Source organism: Clostridium sp. HGF2, from assembly GCF_964240115.1.
In the GTDB taxonomy this organism is placed as follows: domain Bacteria; phylum Bacillota_I; class Bacilli_A; order Erysipelotrichales; family Erysipelotrichaceae; genus Clostridium_AQ; species Clostridium_AQ innocuum.
In genome coordinates this window covers 249,752-273,775 of record NZ_CAXSSO010000001.1, presented here as the reverse complement: position 1 = coordinate 273,775, position 24,024 = coordinate 249,752, and the positions used below count along the sequence as shown (strand labels likewise).

The 24,024-nt window shown below is 31.3% G+C and carries 19 protein-coding genes and 1 pseudogene; all 20 read right to left on the bottom strand.

Annotated elements, in window-relative coordinates:
- Nucleotides 1–85: 85 nt before the first annotated feature.
- The gene (locus ACESPQ_RS01190; RefSeq protein ID WP_008816504.1) at nucleotides 86–409 is read right to left on the bottom strand and encodes a hypothetical protein; all 324 of its coding nucleotides are present in this window, start codon (nucleotides 407–409) and stop codon (nucleotides 86–88) included.
- Nucleotides 410–424: 15 nt separating this feature from the next.
- Nucleotides 425–1,012, bottom strand: a complete 588-nt coding sequence (locus ACESPQ_RS01185) for a hypothetical protein (RefSeq protein ID WP_109769840.1) — start codon at nucleotides 1,010–1,012, stop codon at nucleotides 425–427.
- A 1-nt stretch (nucleotide 1,013) separates the two neighbouring features.
- On the bottom strand, nucleotides 1,014–1,784 hold the full coding sequence (locus ACESPQ_RS01180) for an RCC1 domain-containing protein (RefSeq protein ID WP_257334224.1): 771 nt from the start codon (nucleotides 1,782–1,784) through the stop codon (nucleotides 1,014–1,016).
- 194 nt (nucleotides 1,785–1,978) lie between these two features.
- Nucleotides 1,979–2,851, bottom strand: a complete 873-nt coding sequence (locus ACESPQ_RS01175) for a hypothetical protein (protein ID WP_257270759.1) — start codon at nucleotides 2,849–2,851, stop codon at nucleotides 1,979–1,981.
- Nucleotides 2,852–3,124: 273 nt separating this feature from the next.
- A complete protein-coding gene (locus ACESPQ_RS01170) occupies nucleotides 3,125–4,636 on the bottom strand; it encodes an LCP family protein (RefSeq protein WP_109769841.1) in 1,512 nt (503 codons plus the stop codon).
- A 537-nt stretch (nucleotides 4,637–5,173) separates the two neighbouring features.
- Nucleotides 5,174–5,539 (bottom strand): annotated as a pseudogene (locus ACESPQ_RS01165) (transposase); the annotation flags it as partial.
- A 1,355-nt stretch (nucleotides 5,540–6,894) separates the two neighbouring features.
- Nucleotides 6,895–7,233, bottom strand: coding sequence for an EamA family transporter (locus ACESPQ_RS01160; RefSeq protein WP_109769842.1), 339 nt, complete (start codon nucleotides 7,231–7,233; stop codon nucleotides 6,895–6,897).
- The gene (locus tag ACESPQ_RS01155; RefSeq protein WP_109769843.1) at nucleotides 7,226–7,582 is read right to left on the bottom strand and encodes a hypothetical protein; all 357 of its coding nucleotides are present in this window, start codon (nucleotides 7,580–7,582) and stop codon (nucleotides 7,226–7,228) included. The genes ACESPQ_RS01160 and ACESPQ_RS01155 overlap by 8 nt, the downstream gene beginning before the upstream one ends.
- A 20-nt stretch (nucleotides 7,583–7,602) precedes the next feature.
- On the bottom strand, nucleotides 7,603–9,588 hold the full coding sequence (locus ACESPQ_RS01150) for a hypothetical protein (protein ID WP_109769844.1): 1,986 nt from the start codon (nucleotides 9,586–9,588) through the stop codon (nucleotides 7,603–7,605).
- 17 nt (nucleotides 9,589–9,605) lie between these two features.
- Nucleotides 9,606–11,921, bottom strand: coding sequence for an NlpC/P60 family protein (locus ACESPQ_RS01145; protein WP_373143787.1), 2,316 nt, complete (start codon nucleotides 11,919–11,921; stop codon nucleotides 9,606–9,608).
- Between the two features lie 131 nt (nucleotides 11,922–12,052).
- On the bottom strand, nucleotides 12,053–13,054 hold the full coding sequence (locus ACESPQ_RS01140) for a glycosyltransferase family 2 protein (protein ID WP_109769846.1): 1,002 nt from the start codon (nucleotides 13,052–13,054) through the stop codon (nucleotides 12,053–12,055).
- An 8-nt stretch (nucleotides 13,055–13,062) separates the two neighbouring features.
- Nucleotides 13,063–14,247, bottom strand: a complete 1,185-nt coding sequence (locus ACESPQ_RS01135) for an ATP-grasp domain-containing protein (protein ID WP_109769847.1) — start codon at nucleotides 14,245–14,247, stop codon at nucleotides 13,063–13,065.
- 1 nt (nucleotide 14,248) lies between these two features.
- A complete protein-coding gene (gene rffA / locus ACESPQ_RS01130) occupies nucleotides 14,249–15,391 on the bottom strand; it encodes a dTDP-4-amino-4,6-dideoxygalactose transaminase (protein WP_109769848.1) in 1,143 nt (380 codons plus the stop codon).
- Nucleotides 15,378–16,412 carry a Gfo/Idh/MocA family protein gene (locus ACESPQ_RS01125; RefSeq protein WP_109769849.1) on the bottom strand — a complete coding sequence of 345 codons (1,035 nt, stop codon included), beginning with the start codon at nucleotides 16,410–16,412 and terminating at the stop codon, nucleotides 15,378–15,380. Before ACESPQ_RS01125 ends, rffA begins: the two co-directional genes overlap by 14 nt.
- Nucleotide 16,413: 1 nt before the next feature.
- On the bottom strand, nucleotides 16,414–17,808 hold the full coding sequence (locus tag ACESPQ_RS01120; protein ID WP_109769850.1) for an NDP-hexose 2,3-dehydratase family protein: 1,395 nt from the start codon (nucleotides 17,806–17,808) through the stop codon (nucleotides 16,414–16,416).
- 4 nt (nucleotides 17,809–17,812) lie between these two features.
- The gene (gene rfbA, locus ACESPQ_RS01115; RefSeq protein WP_109769851.1) at nucleotides 17,813–18,706 is read right to left on the bottom strand and encodes a glucose-1-phosphate thymidylyltransferase RfbA; all 894 of its coding nucleotides are present in this window, start codon (nucleotides 18,704–18,706) and stop codon (nucleotides 17,813–17,815) included.
- 1 nt (nucleotide 18,707) lies between these two features.
- The gene (gene rfbB, locus ACESPQ_RS01110; protein ID WP_002606163.1) at nucleotides 18,708–19,736 is read right to left on the bottom strand and encodes a dTDP-glucose 4,6-dehydratase; all 1,029 of its coding nucleotides are present in this window, start codon (nucleotides 19,734–19,736) and stop codon (nucleotides 18,708–18,710) included.
- Between the two features lie 10 nt (nucleotides 19,737–19,746).
- The gene (locus tag ACESPQ_RS01105; RefSeq protein ID WP_002606164.1) at nucleotides 19,747–21,456 is read right to left on the bottom strand and encodes a hypothetical protein; all 1,710 of its coding nucleotides are present in this window, start codon (nucleotides 21,454–21,456) and stop codon (nucleotides 19,747–19,749) included.
- Nucleotides 21,457–21,464: 8 nt separating this feature from the next.
- Nucleotides 21,465–22,922 (bottom strand): flippase, encoded by a 1,458-nt coding sequence (locus tag ACESPQ_RS01100; protein WP_002606165.1) that lies wholly within the window; start codon nucleotides 22,920–22,922, stop codon nucleotides 21,465–21,467.
- The gene (glf, locus tag ACESPQ_RS01095) at nucleotides 22,915–24,015 is read right to left on the bottom strand and encodes a UDP-galactopyranose mutase (protein WP_002606166.1); all 1,101 of its coding nucleotides are present in this window, start codon (nucleotides 24,013–24,015) and stop codon (nucleotides 22,915–22,917) included. Before glf ends, ACESPQ_RS01100 begins: the two co-directional genes overlap by 8 nt.
- Between the last annotated feature and the right edge of the window lie 9 nt (nucleotides 24,016–24,024).

Below are 24,024 nucleotides of genomic sequence, written 5' to 3'. Positions count from 1 at the left end.
TACTGATTCACAACACTCCGAAATAAGAATAATTGATTCTATATTTCCCTGTTCTACCGTTATAGCCAAACAAAGTGCTTCAATACTACATATAAATTCCCAGACACCATTTTATAAACTCATACAATGCTGAACATGTAATTCCTACAAGAATATCCTTTTCAATCGTATAACTATGCTTTTTAATATACTGAACTATGCCAGCTTTATCTTTTTGTATAGCATATGCATATATATGTTCCAGTATTTCTTTATTTTGTGAATTCTCCGTTTTTGAAATAGATTCCCATAATTCCTTTTTTAAAAGATTCCAAGCCTCTGGACTAATTTCATTGGTCTGAATATTGATTTGGTTATTATTCCCTATAACTGTATTCGATATATTCGAATAATTCGTATAATTTCCCATAAGTTACTCCTCGCTTTATATTTTCAATTCCGGATATTCATCAGCATCCGAAATACTCACTTTATTATCGCTGCCTATGATCGAATCACTGATATCGGAATATGAGGTCTTAGATTGATCCGCATATACTATAATCCCATGATTTGTGATATCCAGCTTTTCAAGGTTAATAATGATTTCATTTTCAATTGCATGTCCATTCATGATATTTCTAATCACATCGATAACCTTTAAGGAGAACTCATCATCTTTGCTATTGATCCAGAAACTAATTCCACTTCCCGTAGAAATAATAATATTTTTCCCAAGATTCTTATTTTTTTCCCAAGTGCGATAAAGCATATATCCTGAAATTGCCGCACTAATCAAAAACATAAAGCTGGTAAACTTTATTTCAGCAGCAGTCACTGTATAGAAAAAAATATAAAAGCTAATTATGAAAATACCTATTGCATAAGGTGAATATCCATACTTAGGCGGATAACGCAGAGATACACTGGCAACATTCTTAATTTGAATAATTGCATCATCCATTTCTATTATGTTCTTCTCAATTTTTAATATTGGTGAAGAAAGTACATTTACATCAGCCTGATAATTCATTCTAATCCCCTCCATTTAAATTCCATTCAGCTACTTCAGTTTGACCATTGTCATCTGCTTTTTTATTAATTTCAGTATATAAGATATGTCCATCTTGTGTTAAAGCGACAGTGTGAAGCCATCCGGCAGAAATCTGTACAACATTGCTCCATTCCTGCACTTCTGTCTGACCAAAATTCTCTTTTTTATCAAGAATCTCCGTAGCTATTACAGTTCCATCCTTACGGAGCCCTATACTGTGAAATCTACCTGCTGATATTGCAATAATATCACGCCAGTCTGATACGGAACAACGCCCATCTTTCTCATATCCTGCAGAAACAACAGTGCCATCTTTTTTCAGCCCCAGTGTATGATTCGAGCCTGACGCTATTTGTATTATATCTGTCCAACCATCCACATCCGTTTCACCAAAATCGTATTTTTCATTATTGATTTTTGTAGATACAACCGTTCCATCCGATTTCAATCCTATAGTATGATCCCATGCTGCACAAACCTGAATGATATCTGTCCAATCATCTACATCTCCTTGCCCAAAATCATACATGTCATCAATGAATGTAGAAATTACTGTACCGTCTTTGCGTAACCCAACGGTACGCCACATCCCTGCTGATACCTGAACAATATCAGACCAGCTATCTACTTCTGCTTGTCCTGTATCGTTAGAAGTATTTACTGAGGTTGAAACAACAGAACCGTCATCTTTCAAACCCACTGTATGATATTCGTTGGAAGATATTTGTATTATATTTTCCCAATCTTTCACATTATTTTGTCCACGATTATCTTCAGCTTTGTGAATCTCTGTAGATAATACGGTACCGTCTTTTTTTTAAGCTATCGTACTGTATACACCGGCGTCGATTTGAGGTGAATTGTGTTCTTTAGTATTCACTATCCCTTTTTCATTTTTCTGTTCTTTTTTAGCTTTCTGTTCTTTTTTAGCGGAAACAGTGTCAGTTATATTTTCATTGCCATGTGATGTTTGCTGCATTGCTGTATGATAAGAAGAGCACTCAGAATATGAACGCCTGCTCCAGCCATGATGGCTAATTTCCTTTTCCTGTCTCTTTCAGCAAGCATCTGGGATTCACATAGTTGTCGATACTCTGCCTCACATTCTTTCAGATTTCCTTTCTGTATAACCATTTCTGTCGTTATCAGCGGGCCGATTATCTTTTCACAATACCTTCTTATATTCTCTTCAAAGCTTAAATCAACAGATAAGGTAAGTTTTTCATCTTCCAGAAATTTATTAATTTTATCAGTTATCAACTTTTCATGCTTTATTTTTAACAAATCCTCATCCATGCATGATAATAATTTCTTTTTATCTAAACCGTAAGTATCTTCCATTTTTATTGCATAATTTTCAAGGATATCGTCAAGCGTCTGTTGCTCATTCATTATTAGAAATTTATCTGGCTGCTTATAAGCCCTATTTTTCAAGTCTTCATTCATTAATTCAATCAATTTTTGTTTTTCGGAACCGCACGATTCACAGATATCTGATTCTGCTGCATTACAAAATCCGCAGGTACAGACCCAAAACACATTATTTATTAAGGATAGGGTATGAACCGTTAATCCTGAAGTATAATCATTTAATAAATTCAATTGCTGACGATCATAGTTTAACTTGATATTCGAAACTATATGACCATTCACAACATACTCTTCTCCGTCAACAATATAGCTAATTAAAGATAAATCTGTAGATGCGTCAGATAGCTCTATTTCATATACAAAACCTAGCAAATTTTGATTTTGATATTCTGAAACGTATTCAAATCGTTTAATTGTAAATTCCTGTCCATGAAAATTAAATTTCATTTGCATTAAATCATTTGTTCATTGAAAAATCGATTATACCTTTAGAAATCTTCTGTATATGTCATTACGCTTTACAATAATATTTTCGATGCTATAAAGCCAATATACTGAATCTAATCCTAATCGATTACGTATACCGTCTTTATCCATGCAATTATAGAGCACGTAAAATAAATCATATTTAAAAATTTAGATTATAAGTATCCGTATGCAAAAAAAGTCAGTCTATGATGCAATAAAATCTGCAAAATAACCTGACTTTTTATTTAAATATTATTCATCGGCTGTGTTTTCTTCCATAACCTGTTGAGCAAGAGCTTTTACATCTTCTCCGTTCTCAACTTTCTTTATAACTTCAACAGCACGTTTCACTGTATTGACATTTGGTTCCATCACCCAGGAATTAAATCCGTTTGCCGGTGACCATGCACTGCCATTACCGGTTCCATTAACGGAAATTTGTTCAATATCCCAGCCACTCATATCGTTTATCTGCATTTTGATCAAAGATGTCATTTCGCTGTTACTCATATTTGTCTGGAAGCTACCACTGACTGCATCCAAAATACTCGTATAATTTGTAATAATTGATGGTGAAATTGCTTTGTTTATGATTCCGGTAATAACTCTCATCTGATTCTTACCACGATCGCGGTCACCGCCCCCTAAATTATAACGTTCGCGGGCAAAGCGTAATGCTTTTGCACCATCCATATAAACTTCTCCTGCTTCATAAGAATAAGTTCCATCACTTGCTGTAAATGCTACTGGATTATTAACCGTGATACCACCTAAAGCATTAACAATATTCTCAACGCTTGAGAAATTTACACGTACATAATAGTTAATATCGATACCAAAATAATTTTCCACTGTTTCTATGGTGCAGTCAACTCCAAAAATACCAGTATGTGTCAGTTTATCTGTCTGACCTCCCTGACATGGCTGAGGAACATAATAGTCACGAGGAATGCTAGTTAACAAAATCTGATGTGTTTTAGGATTCACTGTTGCAATCATATTAACGTCAGATCTGGATACTGTTGATATTGTCCCATAAGTATCAATGCCAGTAATGTAAACATTAAATGGTTCAGAAGTCACATTTACGTTTTTACTAATATCTTTAGTTGTAGTCTTATATTTGTAGCTTTTTACAATCTTTGTTTCTGAATCAAATTTAGAATGATTATCCTCAAACAGGCTTCTTGTGGCTTCATCCATAATGATAGCATCAATTTTCCCATCATATAGATCATCAGCAATAGTCTTATAAGATTTATAATCAACCGTTGATATATCCTGTCCTGCGTCTTTCTTTATGTCCGCAAGTCCCTTTTTCATGATATCCTGAGTTCCTGTTTTTGTTAAGCCAAATTTACTATTTTTTAAATCTTCAATACTTTCAGCTTTATTCTCTTTCATCACTACTACAGATACAATAGATGTCTGCGTATCATCCCCAGTCATTCTGGAGAATGCTGATCCTGTTTTAAATAAATACCAGTTACCAACGCCTAAGAACACCGCTAATATAACAATCAATATTTTTCCCAATACCTTATTTACTTTATTTACTTTTTTCCCAAACTGGAGATAATACATTCCTAAAAGCAGAAATAATAATATGACACATACAATCATTGCATATTTCATAGGGATCACATTTACCGTGAATACCTGAACAATCATACCTAAAGTTAGTAATGCATAAAGAAGGACAAAATAAAAACCTACATTTTTAAATAAAGGCGTTTTCTTTGTCTTATGTATTCTCTTAGCCATAAACAGCCTCCTTTTTTAATCAACAGTTCTATTATAAAGGTTTTTCAACTATTTGACCATACGATTTGTATTACATTTCCTTAATATTACACAAATTTCATTCAATCTTGGATAATAGACAATTACCAAGGTTGAAAAAGGATGCTGAAGGATGGATCATTGCTATGTTACTTTCATCACAAATGATTGGTCATAGATGTTATAAAGGCAAACTAAAAAAGAAGTTTGATAGGCGAAGCCTCCCCTATTTATTGTTTGCCGTATGATTTAAGGGAAAAAAATTCTAATTAAAAATGATTGAAATCAATACTTCTTTAAAAAACGTTAAAATTTTCACCTCTTTGTTGTCAAATTGTTTGAAGAAAAAAGCAGGAATAATTTGCAAGCGGTTTAAAATCAGCACATGTCCAAAATCATAACCACTAGTTGAACTAGTGGTTTGAGTAAGCCCTATAAGGGCTTGTTACCAGTGACGCTATTCACGCTCTGAAGGGCTCCCAAACGCCCCCTCTTTTCTGGCTGGCTCTAAAGAGCCTTTTATTTGCCTTCTCTTACTACTTCTTCACCCATAAACGGGTCAATGAATTCTTTCATACTCATTTGATGTGCGAGTTTATCTTTTACTGTATCTGCGAAAAATACTCTTGTCCAAAAATGCCTATTTCCATATTTATATTTCAAATTTGCAAATCGGTCGAATATCATTAGACTACTTATCCTTTTAGTTTTCCATGAACGCTGATACGCTATATTTTTCCACTAACATATGGATATGAGATCTGCCTCTATTATCGTTACCGCCTTTCTTTCGCATATCGTTCTTAAAGTCTTTCCAATTTCTTTTTTATATTTCCCGTATATCGCCAATCTTCTATATTTGGGTGCAAATACTATATGGTATTTGTAATTCCATGTTGTGTGTGATAAAGTATGTACGTAATTTAATGGATTATTATTAGTGCTTGTTGTACCTCTCTATCTTTTATTATCGGAATGCCCAACGGTCGAGCTTTCCATTCTTCTTTTTGATATATACCCTTTTTGCAGATATTGGTTTGTAAGTCTTCGCCTTTCTTTCTTACAGAATCACATTCAGATACTGGTCTTGATGTTTTTCAAATTTTTGAATACTTATCTTATCGATTCCTCCAGCTCCTTTATTCTTCTTGACACTTTACTAAGCTTCTTCTAGCCTTCTATAACTAAGAATTTACCCATATACGCTAAGTAATTTTTACTTTAATGATTCGTTCATTTGCGTTTACTATCTCCTTTTTCTATAATGCTGCTTCCTGCACAGCCTACTCCTATGGACTATGTTTTTACTATTTTCACCATCATTATAATACTTGTAAGTTCGTGAAGTGAGCGCCCTCCCATATTCATCGCTTTCACCATGCATCAAACCGTAAACTACGCTTTCTGAATTCTGTATATCTGTTTTATCATTTCGCTTTTTCCTTATAGGTAAAGAGCCATTAAAATATACAGATTTCACAGAGGCACCACCCCCTCCTTTGTATACATGCCATGTGCTTTCACACTTACAGGTCTTTTCGGTTCTTGCAGTATTTTCCGAGTCACATAGGATTTCCTATTCTTTCCGCATGGTTTCCACTTGTAAGCGCCACTGCACCCTGATAGATTCATGCCTTCCTACCACTTCCGCACGTTCCCTCACAAATTCGCACTGGGCTTCTATTTGCGTTTGGCTGCACCCTTAACACCATAAGTCTTCAACTCATGTAGAATAATTTTCACTTCATGATTTTAGAACAATTCTTCCTATTAGATACTTATTCAATTTGCATCAGTATTATGAATTCTGTGTGTGTAACTGCCTGTCATACAAAGGCACCACTTCCAGTGATGCTACAACTATCTACCATTAGTGCTAATGTTATGAAATAATTGATCATTCAATGTAAATCGATCAACTGTTTTATGAGAGTCTCTCAATTTTGTTCTTTTTCCATTTTTCACCACCTCTTATCATGCATATTATTGCTATTTTTTTGCTTCAGGTAGTGTATGGTATTTCGACTGCTAAAAGACATCTGTAAAATATCCGTCTCCCATGGCATTATGATCTCATAAGAGACGGTCCTTTTCTTTTATTCTTATTGACTTCCTATTGGTGATGTTGTTCTTATATCAAATGTTAAATCAACATTCTAATACCTTAATCAATGATTTTTCATTTAGCATAGCTATAATTTCATTTCACATTCACGATAATTGAGATAATAACAATTTTGCTAAAGGTTAAATAATATAATCCCCAAAATAATTGAACTAATACCAATTAATTTTCTAATTGTTATCTTTTCTTTCAACATCAATTTACTTAGCAATAATACAAAAATATAACTTGTAGAAGTTAAAATAGGTCCAAGCTTGTAATCAATTCCAGTATATGCGTATATATTAATAATCATTGTTGATAGTAAAATCGCGTAACCTGAAAAAACATATATGTTTAAATATTCATAAATTGGATGCTTATAACTTTTTTTAGTACTTTTTTTTAATAAAATTTGAGAAAATGCAGCTAAAAATGACGATCCAACCATAATCCATGCATAATAATTACTCATCTTTCGATACCACCAATATTCCTAAAATAATAATAATCGTTCCTAAAATATTCCACAATGTTATTTCTTCACTGAACAAAAGTATGGACCAAAGTAATGACCAAAACAATAACATCCCTTTGTTCACATATGCAATTGACAAGTCAAAATTTTTTAATATCTTTTGCCAGAAGAATGCATATATTACTAATAAACTTCCCATAATAAATATTAAAAAAATGAGTTGATATGAAAATAAGCCATAAACTTTTAATTGCATAGATGCTAATTTTGAAAGAACGCTTACTAAAGAATAAAGCAATATTAATGATTGAATTTTCAAAATGTTTGAAAGCCTAATTTTTTTCATCTATTTCCACTTCCTTCTACTTAGTTAAAAACTTCTTTATTGCTGGTAACAAATTCTTCATCATTCATTTCAATCACAGGATAAAAATTACCTTCCCTATTTACATCTATATTAGGTATTATTGCTTTCATTTCAAATTCTTCTTTTCCGTTTTCAATGTATTCACCTTCTATAACAAAGCTTCTTTCATTTTCTTGATCTATATAATGAAGGTATCCTCTTTTTCCAGTTAAATCCGTATTTGTTTTAATGCGTATCGTTATATAATCATATTCATCATTAAAACTTTCATAGTTAATTAATTCTGAAGTAAAGAAATCAACAGTTTTTATACTATTCAATGGTGTTGTATATTTTACGATTTTAAATGAATCCAATAAATTGATTATAGAATATGAAACTCGCTCATTCGTATAATGTGTTTCTAAAAAGTTTCTATACAAATCCTCATTATAACCAGTATAAAGATATGTATTCTTTTTTGTTAAAAGAGCTGATAAATTCGTAATCCCTAATTTGTCCATGCCTCTATTTATAGTAGGAGTTCTTGATAACCATCCACCTGTATTTATTTGATTGGAAAAATAATCCTTCCCAAACTCGTGATAAGCGTCAAAATATTTATAGTTAAACCGATAAGAAGAAAAGTCAGCAAAGTATATCTTACTCTTATCTTTCATTGTGTTAAACAATTGATTTGCCTCTATTTCATTATATTTAGCTAAAGTTAAACTCTTTTCAAAATATGCATGAAAACCTATAAAGAAAACTAAAATACTCGTTATACACACAACCTTAGGTATATGTATATTCTTAATATATTTCTTATCATAACAAAATATTGAAGTCACTATAAACATAAAGGTTGTAGGAACCATTACTCTAGTAACAATTCTTCCTATGTAATAAAAATAAATAAATAAAGATATGTATGCTATAAAATTTCCAATAAATAAAATCCAAAACGAACTTCTTTTGTTTATCAAGAAAAAAAGAATAGCACCACCTAGATATATAACAAAATACGAATCGACAATTATGGTATTGAGCATTGTTATAAAAAGATCTCGTTTTCCTATAATTACCTGTTCTTTATCTTTTACTCTTGCAAGTTCTTTCATACAATCAACACTTAATGTATCATCGTACAATAATATTCCTGAATCATATAGCTGAAAATCATTTCTAGTAATTCCCATTCTTTCATATATTTCTTTATTTTCTTCATAAGATGGAAATCCATAGTCCGCAAGTTTCGATCGTAATTTCGTGAACTCTTTATAGTCTTTCCACTCAGAATCAAAAGCGTATGCTGCTGTATCAATCGCGATAAATGCAATTGATACAGTAAACAACACTGTGAAACAGAATACATAATTTTTAAACTTACTAAAATTTAAATCCTTATTTAGTATAAGAATGCAAAATCCAATCATAGCTGCGTACAATGTTACGATATTGAAAGAACTTTGTCTTATCAATAAACACATCCAAACGCAAATAAATCCAATGTACATGTACCATTTTTTCTTTTTATATAACAAATAATGAAATATATACAGATATCCTATGATGCCAATTAAAATTGAAATACGAGTAAACTGCAAAATTGACAAAAACTCAGAATAAAACATCCCAATTAGTAATACATAAGCTGGTAGACCATATTTTTTTCCAATTTTATCAATTAGTAGAAACCCTAAAAGAATAAAGCTTGTTATGACTACTGCAATTTCAAACAAAGTATACCAGTTTATACTCGGAAATACGTTGTATAGAAACGTCAATCCCTTTCCAATAATTATATTTATAAAAACAAGATATCCTCCGCTATCTCCATAAGCACCTGAAGCCAATGCTCTCATTCCTGTATCATCATTAGTTTCATTATAAGGAGTATTTAAGATTAAACATTGAATAAGTAATATAAGATTTATAATAAATATCCAGAAAATATCTTCTCTTATTAAATCACTAATGAATTTTTTAAATCTTATAAAACTCATTATTCTGCCTCCATTCATTATTTATCAATAATATTTGCAAAATAGCTAAAATAATAATTAGGATTATCTTCAGCTGTTATCATGTTCAAATCCTGAATAACCACTGTACCAAAAGGCTCATAAGATTCAATTACTTGCCCATTTCCTAAATAAATTCCCACATGGTGTATATGGAAATTTTTTCCATTTCGACTCCATCGATGAATGCAATTTCCCTCTTCATCTACTTTTACATCTCCGCAATTCTCTTTTGACCAGAAAATTAAATCTCCTGGTTTTAACTGTTTCCTATCCACGTAGATTTTATAGTTATCATATACATATGGTGACATGGAATATGTCTTCCAATCATTCGAATTCGCAGTACCTGTACCAAATCTATCTAATCCTGTTGCTTGATATACATGATAAACAAAACTAGAACAGTTATATCCTGGGTCAGCATCCACATATGCATAAGGTTCACCTAATTTTTCAAGGCCGTTAAAGATGATTTGTGATCTCATATTTAATGCGTCCGTAGCCTGAAAAGTAATCTTCCCATCAGAACCCGCATGAAATACAATTCCTGATAGTTCGCCATCAGTACCTACATAGTCTTCAATTCTAATATCATGATTTTTTTTCATGATATAAGTTTCTTCATCAAAATAATATAAATTGTCTTTATGGCTTTGAAATTTTGTTTTTCCTATTCCATATTCATCAAAGTAATACGTTTGATTGTTATATTCTTGAAGACCTGTACGTACTCCAGTAGGGGTATTTACATCAAAATAATAATTGCGATTTATAGAATCTACGTACTCAACTCCTGTTTTTGCCTTTCCAGTTGATCGATCAAACCAATATTTCTTATCGATTCCATTTATTTCAATCGTATACATTCCAGTACACATATTTCCAGTCTTAGGATTAAAATAATATTGATCTCCATTCGCTGTTACAATCCCTGTTTTTAAAACTCCGCTTGCAGTAAAATAATAAACAGTGCTATCATTAATTTTTATAATTCCATTTGACAAGACTGCTGTACTCTTATCCGCATAGTAATGTTTATTGTTCTTTGTTTTAACATATCCTTTTCTCGCTGCACCTGTCGTATCATCAAAATAATAGCGGTTTCCATTTACATTGATGACACCTCCACGGAATACATCTCCATTTTGAAGAAAATAATACTTGGTCTCATTCACTGTCCCCTTATTTACAACATGGAATCCTGTAAGCATTTTACCAGTTTTTTCATCTAATAAATATTTTTTTCCATCGATCACATGATAGCCTTTTTTCATAATTCCAGTCTTTTTATCAAAATAATATTTGCTGCCATTTACTGTTTTAATTCCGCCTTTATAAACTCCACCTGTCTCTAAATAATAATAAGTATTACCATTTAAAGACCTCATTCCGGTAAGCATCACACCTGTTTTACTATCAAATACAAATCTTCTTCCGTATTCATCAACTAAATTTCCTTTATGTGCTGCACCTGTTGTTTTATTAAAGAAATAATAGCTACCACTTGTTGGTTCTTTATACAGACCTTTTTTAAACACGTCTCCTTCTGGCATAAACTTATATTTTGTCTCATTGACTGTTCCTTTATTTACAGTTCTAATACCTGTAAGCATTTTACCAGTTTTTTCATCAAATAAATATTTTTTTCCATCGATCACATGATAGCCTTTTTTCATAATTCCAGTCTTTTTATCAAAATAATATTTGCTGCCATTTACTGTTTTAATTCCGCCTTTATAAACTCCACCTGTCTCTAAATAATAATAAGTATTACCATTTAAAGACCTCATTCCGGTAAGCATCACACCTGTTTTACTATCAAATACAAATCTTCTTCCGTATTCATCAACTAAATTCCCTTTATGTGCTGCACCTGTTGTTTTATTAAAGAAATAATAGCTACCACTTTTTGGTTCTTTATACAGACCTTTTTTAAACACATCTCCTTCTGGCATAAACTTATATTTTGTCTCATTGACTGTTCCTTTATTTACAGTTCTAATACCTGTGAGCATTTTACCAGTTTTTTCATCAAATAAATATTTTTTTCCATCGATCACATGATAGCCTTTTTTCATGATTCCAGTCTTTTTATCAAAATAATATTTCGAACCGTTTATTTGAACCAATCCTTTTTTCTTTATACCATTCTGATAATAATATGTATTTGATTCTATTGTTACAAATCCATTATTTTCTTTTGCAACAATGCTATATTCTGGTTTGTTAAAAAGACATATATAAAAAGAGACGCTGATAAAAATAAAGATGAATAACTTTTTCATCAAGTTTTGCTTTTCTTTTACTTTCATATATTTCACCTCTCCTTTCAATTAACAACCTTGAGTATACTTTTTCGTATTTCAAAAATCTATTTTTATATCGTTTAATGCGCTGATTAGATGCAAAATAATTAATTTACTTGTATAACAGATATATTTTATTATCTAAGTAATTCAGAGTCTTTATATCTAAAACTTTCACTTTTTATGTCTAAGCTTTCCGCATTATATACATTTCGCACAATACATGGTGGATCGGCATTGATTGCTAAATAAATTCTTCCAATATACTCACCAATCAAACCTAAGAAAAATAGAATTAATCCAGAAAAAAAACAAAGTACCACCATCATAGATGGCCAACCAGCAGTAATTTGTGGATTTAAAACTTTAGAAATAATTATACAAATAATTGCCAAAACACTTAGACATGCAATTGTAGATCCAATATACATAGCAAGTCTTAATGGTTTTATAGAAAACCCTAATATATTTCCCCAAAGTTTAAAAAGCTTTTTAAACGTATAATTTGACTCTCCAAATTCACGTTTTTTATGTTGGATTGGTATGCAACCGATGTTGTCCGTTGTTCTTAAAAACAACCCTTGTAAATAAGGAAATGCGTTATGATACTGGATTACATAATTTCGTACAAATTTTTTTATTACCCAAAAACTACTTGTCTCCAGACCTTTTGGTTTTCCAATTAAAAACCGTACAGATATATAGTTTAATTTACTTAGTAAATTACGAAATACATTATGCTTCTTTTTAGGATAAAATCCATATATAATATCATAATCTTGTTCTTCCATCGTCTCTAGCAACAGTACAATTTGCGATGGATCTGTTTGCAAATCATCATCCATACTAATTACAAAATCCCCAACAGTATATCGCAATCCTTCCATGGTCGCATTATGCTGCCCAGCATTTTTGGCTAAGTCAATCACTTTAATAAATTTATATTTCTTTGCCAATTCTTTCAAAACGCTGATTGTCTGTCGACCATCAGGGGAACAATCATTTACAAGCACAAATTCATATTTTTTTATACCAATTTTATCCAGTTCGTTGATTGTTGATGATATAACCTTCTTTATACTTTTGCTTGAATTGTAACAAGGTATTACAATAGAATAAAAATTATTTGAATTTATCATCTTAAAGTTTACTCCACTTCGATAGTTATTTCATCCATACAGGTATGTAATAACTTTTCACATTCTTCAAGGGTATCTCCCTTTACAATGAGTTGTCCAATTCTATGTGTACCATTTTTAAACGCATGAATAGTATCTCCAATTTTATAATCAAAAGATACATCTACAACATTCTTTTGATCGGTAATATTTTTATCTTGGCTCTTTATGATTCCATCTTGCTCTTTATAAAGAAGCATACTTGCATTTGGTGTACCACTTGAAACTCTTACTTTAGAAAAATCAGGTTTTTCATCCATAGCTGCTTTTAAAATAATTTCATAATAATCAAGTCCATAATAAATGCTTACTAACTCCGCTAAGCACGTAGCACCTGATCGCGCTCCAATCTCAATAACGTATACTTTACCATCTTTTAAGATATAATCACAGTTCATTGCAGCATTATCAATCTTTAATGCTCGTGCTGCCTTTTCAGTGATTTCAATAGCTTGTTTTACTATATCATCCCCCATATTATATGGGGCATAATGTCCAATAGGAATCCCTGTATCTGCTTGAAAAACATAGTCCCCATGTGGTAATACAAATTGCATTTTTCCATCGTACATAAACGCCTGAGCACCAAATTCCTCTCCAACGATGAACTCCTCTATAATACAGTAATCTTTATGTGTAGCTTCCATTACTTCATCAAAAGCTGATAATGCTTTTTCTTTCGTTTCAACAACAACGATCCCTCTACTTCCAGAAAGATCTACTGCTTTTATAATCAATGGAAAAGTCAAATCAGAGAACGATGTAATTAAATCATCTTTAGATTTTATTTCAAGATATTTTGCAGTACTTACTCCCCCTTCATTAAAAGCTTTTTTCATCAAACTTTTATCGGTAACCATTTCTGCACTTGCAGAAGATAGTCCTTTAAGCCCCAATTTATCGCATACATACCCGATAGTATTAACCGCAACGTCAGTTCCAGCAGTTACTATTCCATCTACTTTTTCTTCCTGCGCCACCTTTAATACCGCTTTTTTATCAGTCGTATTAATATAATAAACTTTATCTGCATAAGCGAATCCAGGATAATCTCCTTCAATGCTACATACGATGGAATAATAACCTAGTCTTTTAGCACATTTAATTAGTGGTACTTGATATATTCCTGCACCAAGAATAATAATTTTCTTCATTTTATATGCCTTCTTTCTTGAGAATTGTCTTAATTACATTTACTACAAATTGTGCTTCTTCAATAGACATGTCTACATACAGAGGTAATCTTAATATTCTCTTTCCTAAATCTTCAGTAACTGGTAACATTTCTGGTGTATACCCTAATTTTTGTCCATATGGTGAAGAATGCAAAGGTACATAACAAATATAACTTGAAATACCCTTTTCTTTTAAAGAATTGATTAGCTTTGTTCTTGTATCCTCATCTGGCAATACAATGCAGAACATATGCGCATTATGCTCGATACCTTCTGGCAATACTGGTCTTCTCAATAAGCCTTCCTTTTCTAAGCATTCTAGTCCGTTATAATATGTATTCCATACATTCATTCTTTTTTCTAGAATTTCATCATAGCGTTCCATTTGGGCTGACAAAATAGCTGCTAATAAATCACTTGGTAAAAAAGAAGAACCGATGTCATGCCATGTATATTTATCTACTAATCCGCGTAATACATTTCTTCGATTTGTACCTTTTTCACGGATGATTTCAGCACGCTCCATATATTTATCTTCATTAACAACAATTGCGCCACCTTCACCCATGACATAATTTTTGGTTTCGTGAAAACTAAAACATCCAAATTCGGTTAATGTTCCTGCATATCTACCTTTGTATGTAGATCCTACCGCCTGAGCAGCATCCTCAATCACGAAAAGACCATGGCGATTTGCAATTTCATTGATCTTATCCATCTCACATGGAAAACCTGCATAGTCAACAGCATAGATTGCTTTTGTTTTTGATGTTATTAGGTCCTCAATTAAATTTTCATCAATATTAAATGTATCTTCTCGAATATCACAAAATACAGGGTTTGCCCCTCTTAATAGAAATGCATTTACCGTAGAAGAAAAAGTAAAAGAAGGCGTAATTACTTCATCCCCTGGTTCTAAATCAATTAAAATAGAAGCCATCTCTAATGCAGTAGTCCCTGAAGTTGTCAACAGCATATTATCAATATGAAATCTCTTTTTAAAATGTTCATATACTTCTGTTGTATACTTTCCATCTCCTGATAATATGCTATTCCCGTTCAAGCAATCAACTACTTTATTAATTTCTAATTCCGTAATTGATGGTTTATTAAATTTTATCATTTCCTATCCCTCCTGAAATATCTCTAACCTTTTGAACTAATTGAGCTTGTAAAAGTATTTCATTATAGATTTTTTCTCTTACAGCAGTGTCATTTATAGCATTATAAAATTGACATATGGACTTTTTAAAATGAGAGTCACAGCTTAATTCAATAGTTTTAACTTCTCCACTTCGAATTATTTTCAAACTTGGTTTCAAATTGTCAGGGGCTGTAAAAATACGATCCGTTTGCATAATTCCTCTACTTCCCCATATGGATAGCATACATTGGTATTCACAGTCCATTCCATATTCTCCAATAAATACCTCATTTTTACTATTTCTAAACATATAACTTCCATATAGATCTACATCAAAATCCTCATAGGAATTCATGATACATGACTCCAATGTAATATCTTCTCCGAGTAACTTTGTTGCAAGTTTTATTACATATCCTCCAGCATCCAATAAAGCGCCTCCCCCTAATTCTTTATTGTATCTAAAATCATTTTTATCCCTTCTAGGAAAACCAAATCTAGCATGATATGAATGCACTTTACCAATTTTTCCATTTTCAATTTCTTTCTTTATTTCTGAAATTTGTGAATGATATTGGAACATATAATTTTCGTGCAATACAAGTTTTCTTTCTTCTGCTAATTTGACCAAGTTTAAACTATCTTGATAATTTGTCGTTGAAGGTTTTTCAACAAATACATGCTTATCATTTTCTAATGCTTTCTTTGCCCATTTATAGTGTAATGCAGGAGGCAGTGGTAGATAGATTGCATCAACTTCATTTGACATAATTAAGGAAGAATAACTCTCGAAGATCTTCCCGCCATAGTTATCTACAAAAGTCTTTCCTTTTTTCCATTCATTTTCAATTACAGTGTCTGCAACATCTCCATCCCACTCTTCTTTTGATGCAATTGCAACACCTACATATGTGAAATGCTCTTCTTTTTCTAATGAAGGTAAAAATCTACGAAATGCGATTTCTGATGGACATATAATTCCGATTCTAATTTTTTTCATTTTACACCTCTAATAATGATATTAAATTTCTAAGTTGTATGTTTAAACAATTATTAACCTGAACTAATTGATTTAAAGTTCTATAGCTTACCCAGAAATATCCTTCCTCTTCCACAGCATGTATCTCATTTTTATTTATTTCTATAATAACGTTTCGGTTTTGCTCATGATAAAATCTACCTCCTTCTTCTGAAAGTAGTACATCATGTATAATATCTACATTATGATTCATTTTATTCATAAATAAATCTACTATCTGATCCTGATTATTCTGTATTTTCGATGGCTCTAATTGAACAGTTGGTCCTAATTCCAAAGAATCAAAGCAGCCGATTTCCTTCTTTATCCTTACTAAAAATTTCTTTACACCATCATCATTACAAACAAATAGTCCAAATAAAGCAATCCCTGTTGCCTCAAATAATGGCTGGCACCATCTCGTTACTTCTCTTCCCTCAATCATAATGTCACAAAATATGACTTTAAAATCATGTTCATGAACACATTTCATTTCTTTCTCTGTATTTTTCCACGTTGAAAGATGATCTAGAGAAACCAATGCATCTTCTTCATCATCAAACATTTTTGAATTGTTTATTTGTTGATATATTCTAGGAATCATATACTCATCATGCATTGTAAAAATCGATTTAAATAAACTTTTATCATTTGCTTTTGCTTCCATTGCCTTTAATTCATTAGTTGAAAAACTGTGATTATAATATGGAATACAAGACAATACGGTTCGTGTATCCATATTCACAATATTGTCTTTTTTCATTAAACGCTTTATTTGTCCTAATGTCATCCATTTAAAATTTGGTTTTAACAAAATCTCATCCTGTACTTTTATGATAATATTTCGATTTCGTTTCTTATAAAAACGTGAAGATTGCTCTGATTGAATTTGATCTACGATGATTTCGTGATCAACCGCATTTAGGAAATATTCCAAATAATTCGGTTTTCTACCACCATGTTTTTGAGTAAAATTACTTTTTGTTGCTTGAATTGTAGGCGACAATTGTATTTTATTAATATTCCCAGGTTCAATTTTTGCCTGCATCAAAAAATTCAATACACCATCGATTTCCTTACAAATAATTCCTAAATAACCTATTTCGTTTTGTAAAATAACGGGTTGTTCTAATATGACATCATTTTCTCTTTTTCTTTGGAATCCTTTTACCGTGAAAAATGATAAATTCTGATTTCTAATTTGTCCTTCTTTTTCGTCATAGTACCATGGACTACACTCGTTCAAAGATATTTTTTCTATCTGAACCTCAAGATCGTTATTTCGTTGCTCAATCCACTCATCTATTTCATCATTTCCAGTAATATTTCCTGTTTTATTTAGCCAAGATTCGTAGAGAAGGATAATTGTATTTTTCACACGATTACCCCCTTACTACGCTTACTTCATTGACATCTTCTTCTGCAAGTCTCAATAAATATTTTCCATAATCCGTTTTCGCAAATTTCTCTGCCAATTTTAACAATTGAACTTTATCGATAAATCCTTTTATGTATGCAATTTCTTCTATGCAGGAAACATATAAACCACTTCTTTTCTGAACTGCTCCAACATACTCAGATGCTTCAAGTAAGGCGTTGGGATTTCCCGTATCTAGCCATGCAAAGCCTCTTCCAAGAACTTTGATATTTAGCTTTCCACGATGTAAATATTCATTATTTACGGAAGTAATCTCCAGTTCTCCTCTAGCTGAAGGTTTTATAGTTTTCGCAATCTCTACAACATCATTATCATAAAAATACAAACCAGGAACTGCATAATGAGATTTAGGCTTTTCAGGTTTTTCTTCCAGTGTCAACACTTTATAATCCTTATCAAAAGTGACTACACCATATTCTTTAGGATTATCTACATAGTACCCAAAAATTGTTGCACCTTTTTTTGATAAAGCTTCACTTAACGTTGCTGTAAAATGACGACCGTAAAAAATATTATCTCCTAAAATCAATGCAACACGATCATTTCCTATAAATTTTTCACCAATTATAAATGCTTCAGCTAATCCTCTTGGTTGTTCTTGTATTGCATATTCAATACTTAATCCCAATTGGCTTCCATCCCCTAATAATTCTTCAAATACTACTACATCTCGCGGTGTTGAAATAATTAATATTTCTCTGATTCCAGCAAGCATTAATGTAGATAATGGATAGTAAATCATCGGTTTATCATATACAGGCAGTATCTGTTTTGATATGACTTGTGTTAATGGATAAAGTCTAGTTCCCGATCCTCCGGCTAAAATAATCCCCTTCATGTTACACTCTCCCTTTTTCTTTATACATTTTATTAAAATAATTTTGATACTCTCCAGAAAGAATATTTTGCCACCACTCTTTATAATCCAAATACCATTGAATTGTTTGTTGTATACCAGTGTCAAAATTATATTTTGGTTTCCATCCTAGTTCTGTTTCTAACTTATATGGATCAATTGCATATCTTAAATCATGTCCTTTTCTATCTTCAACATACTTTATTAAAGACTCCGGCTTATTCAATGCTTTCAAAATTGTTTTAACTACTTCTAGATTTGTTCGCTCATTATGTCCACCGACATTGTAAACTTCACCTGCTTCTCCTTTTCTTATAATTAAATCAATTGCCACACAATGATCATATACATGTAACCAATCTCTTACATTTTCTCCAGTACCATATACAGGAAGCGATTCCTCAGCTAAAGCTCTAGAAATCATTAATGGAATTAATTTTTCTGGAAAATGATATGGTCCATAATTATTGGAACATCTACTAATGGTCACTGGTAAACCATATGTTCTATGGTAAGCTAAAACAAACAAATCCGCCGCTGCTTTTGATGAACTATATGGACTTGATGTATGCAAAGGAGTTTCCTCCGTAAAAAATAAATCTGGTTTATCTAATGGCAGATCTCCATATACTTCATCCGTTGAAACCTGATGATAACGTTGAATCCCATATTTATTACAAGCGTCTAATAAAGTCGTAGTTCCCATTACATTCGTTCTAACAAAACTTTCTGGATCCTCTATACTTCTATCAACATGCGATTCTGCCGCAAAATTTACAACCACATCAAATTTCTCTTTTTCAAATAAATCAAAAACAAAAGCTCTATCGGCTATATCACCCTTATAGAATTTATAATTTGTTTTATCCTCAACAGGTTTACATGTTTCTAAATTACCCGCATATGTAAGTAAATCAAGATTTACTATCACATCGTCCGGATATTTATCCACCATATAGTGAATAAAATTCCCGCCAATAAAGCCTGCGCCGCCAGTTACCAAAATTTTCATTTTCATTCTCCTACCTTATTTTCCAAATATAATATGACCCTATTTTTTTATACAAAGTCATTTCCACATTTACTTTATAATGTTCTTGTATAAAAGTCAAGATTTCATTTATCGGTCTGTTCTCTATAAAATAAACATTTTCCTTTAATAAATGTTCCATAGGGTTATTTATACTATGTTTTTCCAATTGCTTCATCCAATCCGGATGGAATGTATCAATTCCCGCAAAAAAAGCAGCATTCTTAAATTCTGACTTTTGAATCCCTTTCCATGGATTGTAATTCAAATATAACGTTTGAATATTGGAATAAAAACCTAAATAATAAAAATTATTTGGATTCTGCTTAATTTCGTTTATAACACTCATATCCTTTTCTTTTTCAAAAGAAGCATTATATTTTGCTAAATCATTATTCCATGAAATAAACAATGCATCATAACTACTTTTTCCATAACTTGGTATATACACTGGTATTCTACATACACATAGAACGATCAAAACTGCGATTAGAAATTTATCGCTAAATTTTTCGATTCGACTTTCAGATATTTGAATGCTAAAGAGCAAAAATGCTGTGGCTGCTAAAAAGATAGAATACTCAACACGATAGTTTAGTCTTCCTAGATACATGTTTAAAAACAATAAACAGAAAGCAAAGAAATTCACAGCCAAGACTTGAAAGATTCCATTTCTTATTGCAAAAATTCCAATCAATGAAATGAGGATTAGTGCCCAAACACTTACGTAATATTTATACTGGCGATTTATTAAATTGACAATCGTTCCTTTTATACTCGTATATTGGCTATCTCGATAGGCATTTAAAATAGTGCTAACCGTTTTTAATTTATCTAAATCGTAATATTCTATATCTCCGAAATTCCAATGAACTAATGTATAAAAATCATTTTCACTAATTCCATTTTTTTCAAATTCTATTCGGTTATCTTCATATGAGTAGTAAGAATAATCTACAATATCAGATCGATATGCACTATATGTTTTGTATGCTTTAAACGCAGGATATCGTTGAACAAATCCTATACTGAAAAGACTTAATCCAATCAAAATAAGAAAACATGGGAATATTACTTTCCCTGCTTTTTTAACCAAATTCACGAAATCTATGTATTTGAGCCTCTTCTTTATTCCATAAAATAAGACTGGTAGTCCAGAAAAAAATAAAACAATATAGATGCATTTATTTCTTATCATATAGCCAACACAAAAAAGGAAAACCCCCAAAGCGACTTCTTTTTTATTTATCGTTTTGCTATCTAAAATATTGCTTAAAATAAGAATGCATCCTGTACATAGAGAGATCGTCGCAGTTTTTGTGAATTGCACCAATAAGTATAGATCATTGGAAAAAAACAAAAGAAATATCATAAAAAGCAATATGCTTAGATTATCTTTTTTATATTTCAAAAACGTATACGATATAATGCATAATGAAGTAAATATTACCGCAATTTGAAAAATAAAATACCAGTTGATTGTTGCGATAAATGTATATAACATAGAGAGAACAATCCCAATCATAGGATGCATAAACATAATAAATGAGGAAGGTGAGCCTGTATAAGCTCCAGAAACCACCATTTCCATGATAAAGTCATCAGAAACCTCATACTTCATACATCCTGAGAAAGCAAATAATATTAGGAGAACTAAGTTTATACAAAAAATCCCTTTTTTAGAAATTAAAAACTCTTTCATCACAAAGTTCACCTCCTAGTTTTTAAAGCTGAATAACCTTTATATATATAGTCAACCACAAACTCTTCTTTCAATAGAATCAAGCAAATAACATAACTTCCAAAAAACAAAATTGCATATACAAATAAACTGAAGAAGACTGTAAAATCGGTAAACAGATTGATGAAAAGTACAAGTATTGAAGCAAATAAACATGAAATAATTATTTTAAAAATTTTGAATCCACACTTAACTTCATGTAATTGTTTTGAAGTATACATAATTTGTACAGCCAAAACAGAAAATTCAGCAATCAGTGTGCCTAAAGATGCACCAGCGGCTCCTAATCTAGGAATACATATATAATTGACAATTAAGTCAAGGATTGCACCAAATGTAACGGAGTATACAACAATTTTTTCTTTCCCTAAAGGTGTTAATATTTGGATACCTGTGATGTTAGATAATCCTATTAAAAGAATAGTAGGAGTAATTATTTGCATTGCCAGCGTTGCGCCTATAAAATCTCTTCCAGATAAAACAATCAGTGTTTCTTTTGCAAATAAAATAAAGAAAATAGTTAGTGGTAATGCTATTATAAAAACAAATCTAATACTCTTAGAAATTAAGGTTTGAAACTGTATCTTATCATTTTTTTGAATACAATAAGATAATCTAGGTAATAAAACCGTTCCTAAAGATGTGACTAAACTTAGCAATATTGTCTTAATTTTTATTGCAGCATTATAGTACCCGACCTCTATATCAGATTGCATAAAACCAAGCATGACAGTATCGAGATTTGTATAGACTGTAATTGCAACAGATTGAGCAAAGAAAACCAAAATCGGTCTTATATGCACTAGAAAACTATAACTTTCGACTTTTTTAAAATTAATTAACTTGCGTAATCTAATAAAATTTAATATGTTAGATCCTGCATTTGCAAAAATCGCAATTCCACCATAAATAATATAATCACTTTTTTGATGGATAAAGAAAAACATTAGTATTATGGATATAATTTTAAAAAATATAGAGCGGTAAGTTATATAGCTATATTGCTCTAGTGCTTGATATAACCAATTAACTCCAAAAACATTTAAAATAATAGATAAAGAATTTATTAGCATTAAGGTCTTCTCTTTATATAATTCTGGCACTATAAAGACACTAATAAAATAAAACATTAATGCTAAACTAGTCGCACTCATATGAATTATAAGAAGCTCTTGTACTGTTTTATTTAGTTTATCTTTATCATCGCGTATTCTTGCGCATGCACGTATGCCATAAGTTGGAATCCCTAAGGCAGCAATCATAGAAAAGTAACTCGCAATAGATGCTGCAAATGCTACTTTTCCAGTTCCCTCAGCTAATAGAATTCTAGAAACATAGGGAAATGTTACAATAGGAAATATAAAATTTGCCGCAGTCAAAATGAAATTCATTATAAAATTCTTTTTGACAGTTTGTATTTTATTCATTAAACTCTTTTCCTACCATCTCTAAGGCTTCACTTATGATATGATGCATATCATAATACTTGTACATTCCCAATCTTCCGCCAAAAATAACTTTATTTTCTTTATCTGCAAGTGCTTTATATTTTTCATACAGACAATTATTTTTTTCATCATTCATCGGGTAATATGGTTCATCACCTTTTTTCCAAGTTGCTGGATACTCTCTTGTTATTACTGTTTTTTCTTGCTTCCCATATTCAAAATGCTTGTGTTCTATAATTCTAGTATATGGTATTTCATATTCATTATAATTTACCACAGCATTACCTTGATAATTCTCGCTTTCTAATATTTCTGTTTCAAATCTAAGACTACGATATTCTAATTCGCCAAAGCAATAATCATAGTATTGATCAATCATGCCAGTGAAAACGATTTTATTAGCAATCGTTTCTAGTTCTTTTCTTTTAGAAAAATAATCACAATTCAATCGTATATCAATTCCTTCAAGCATTTTTTCAATAATCGGTGTATATCCACCAATCGGTATGCCCTGATACAAATCATTAAAATAATTATTATCGTATGTAAATCTCACGGGTAATCTTTTAATAATGAAAGAAGGAAGCTCATCACATCTTCTTCCCCATTGTTTTTGTGTATATCCTTTTACTAATTTTTCGTATATGTCTCTTCCTACTAATGATATAGCCTGCTCCTCTAGATTTTTAGGCTCTATAATACCTGATTCTTTGATTTGCTGTTCGATTTTTTTCTTCGCTTGCTCTGGGGTAATTACTCCCCAAAGCTTATTAAACGTATTCATATTAAAAGGCATATTGTAAATTTCATCTCTATACCTTGCAATAGGAGAGTTGGTATATCTATTAAAAGTAGCAAATTGCTGAATATATTTCCAGACCTCGTGATTAGATGTATGGAATATATGCGCCCCATATTCATGAACATTAATACCTTCCACTTCTTTAGTGTAAATATTTCCGCCGATATGAGGTCTTTTGTCAATTACAAGACAATTTTTTCCCCTTTTTTTTGCTTCATATGCAAAAATAGAACCAAATAGACCTGCACCTACTATCAAATAATCATACATTCAATTCAC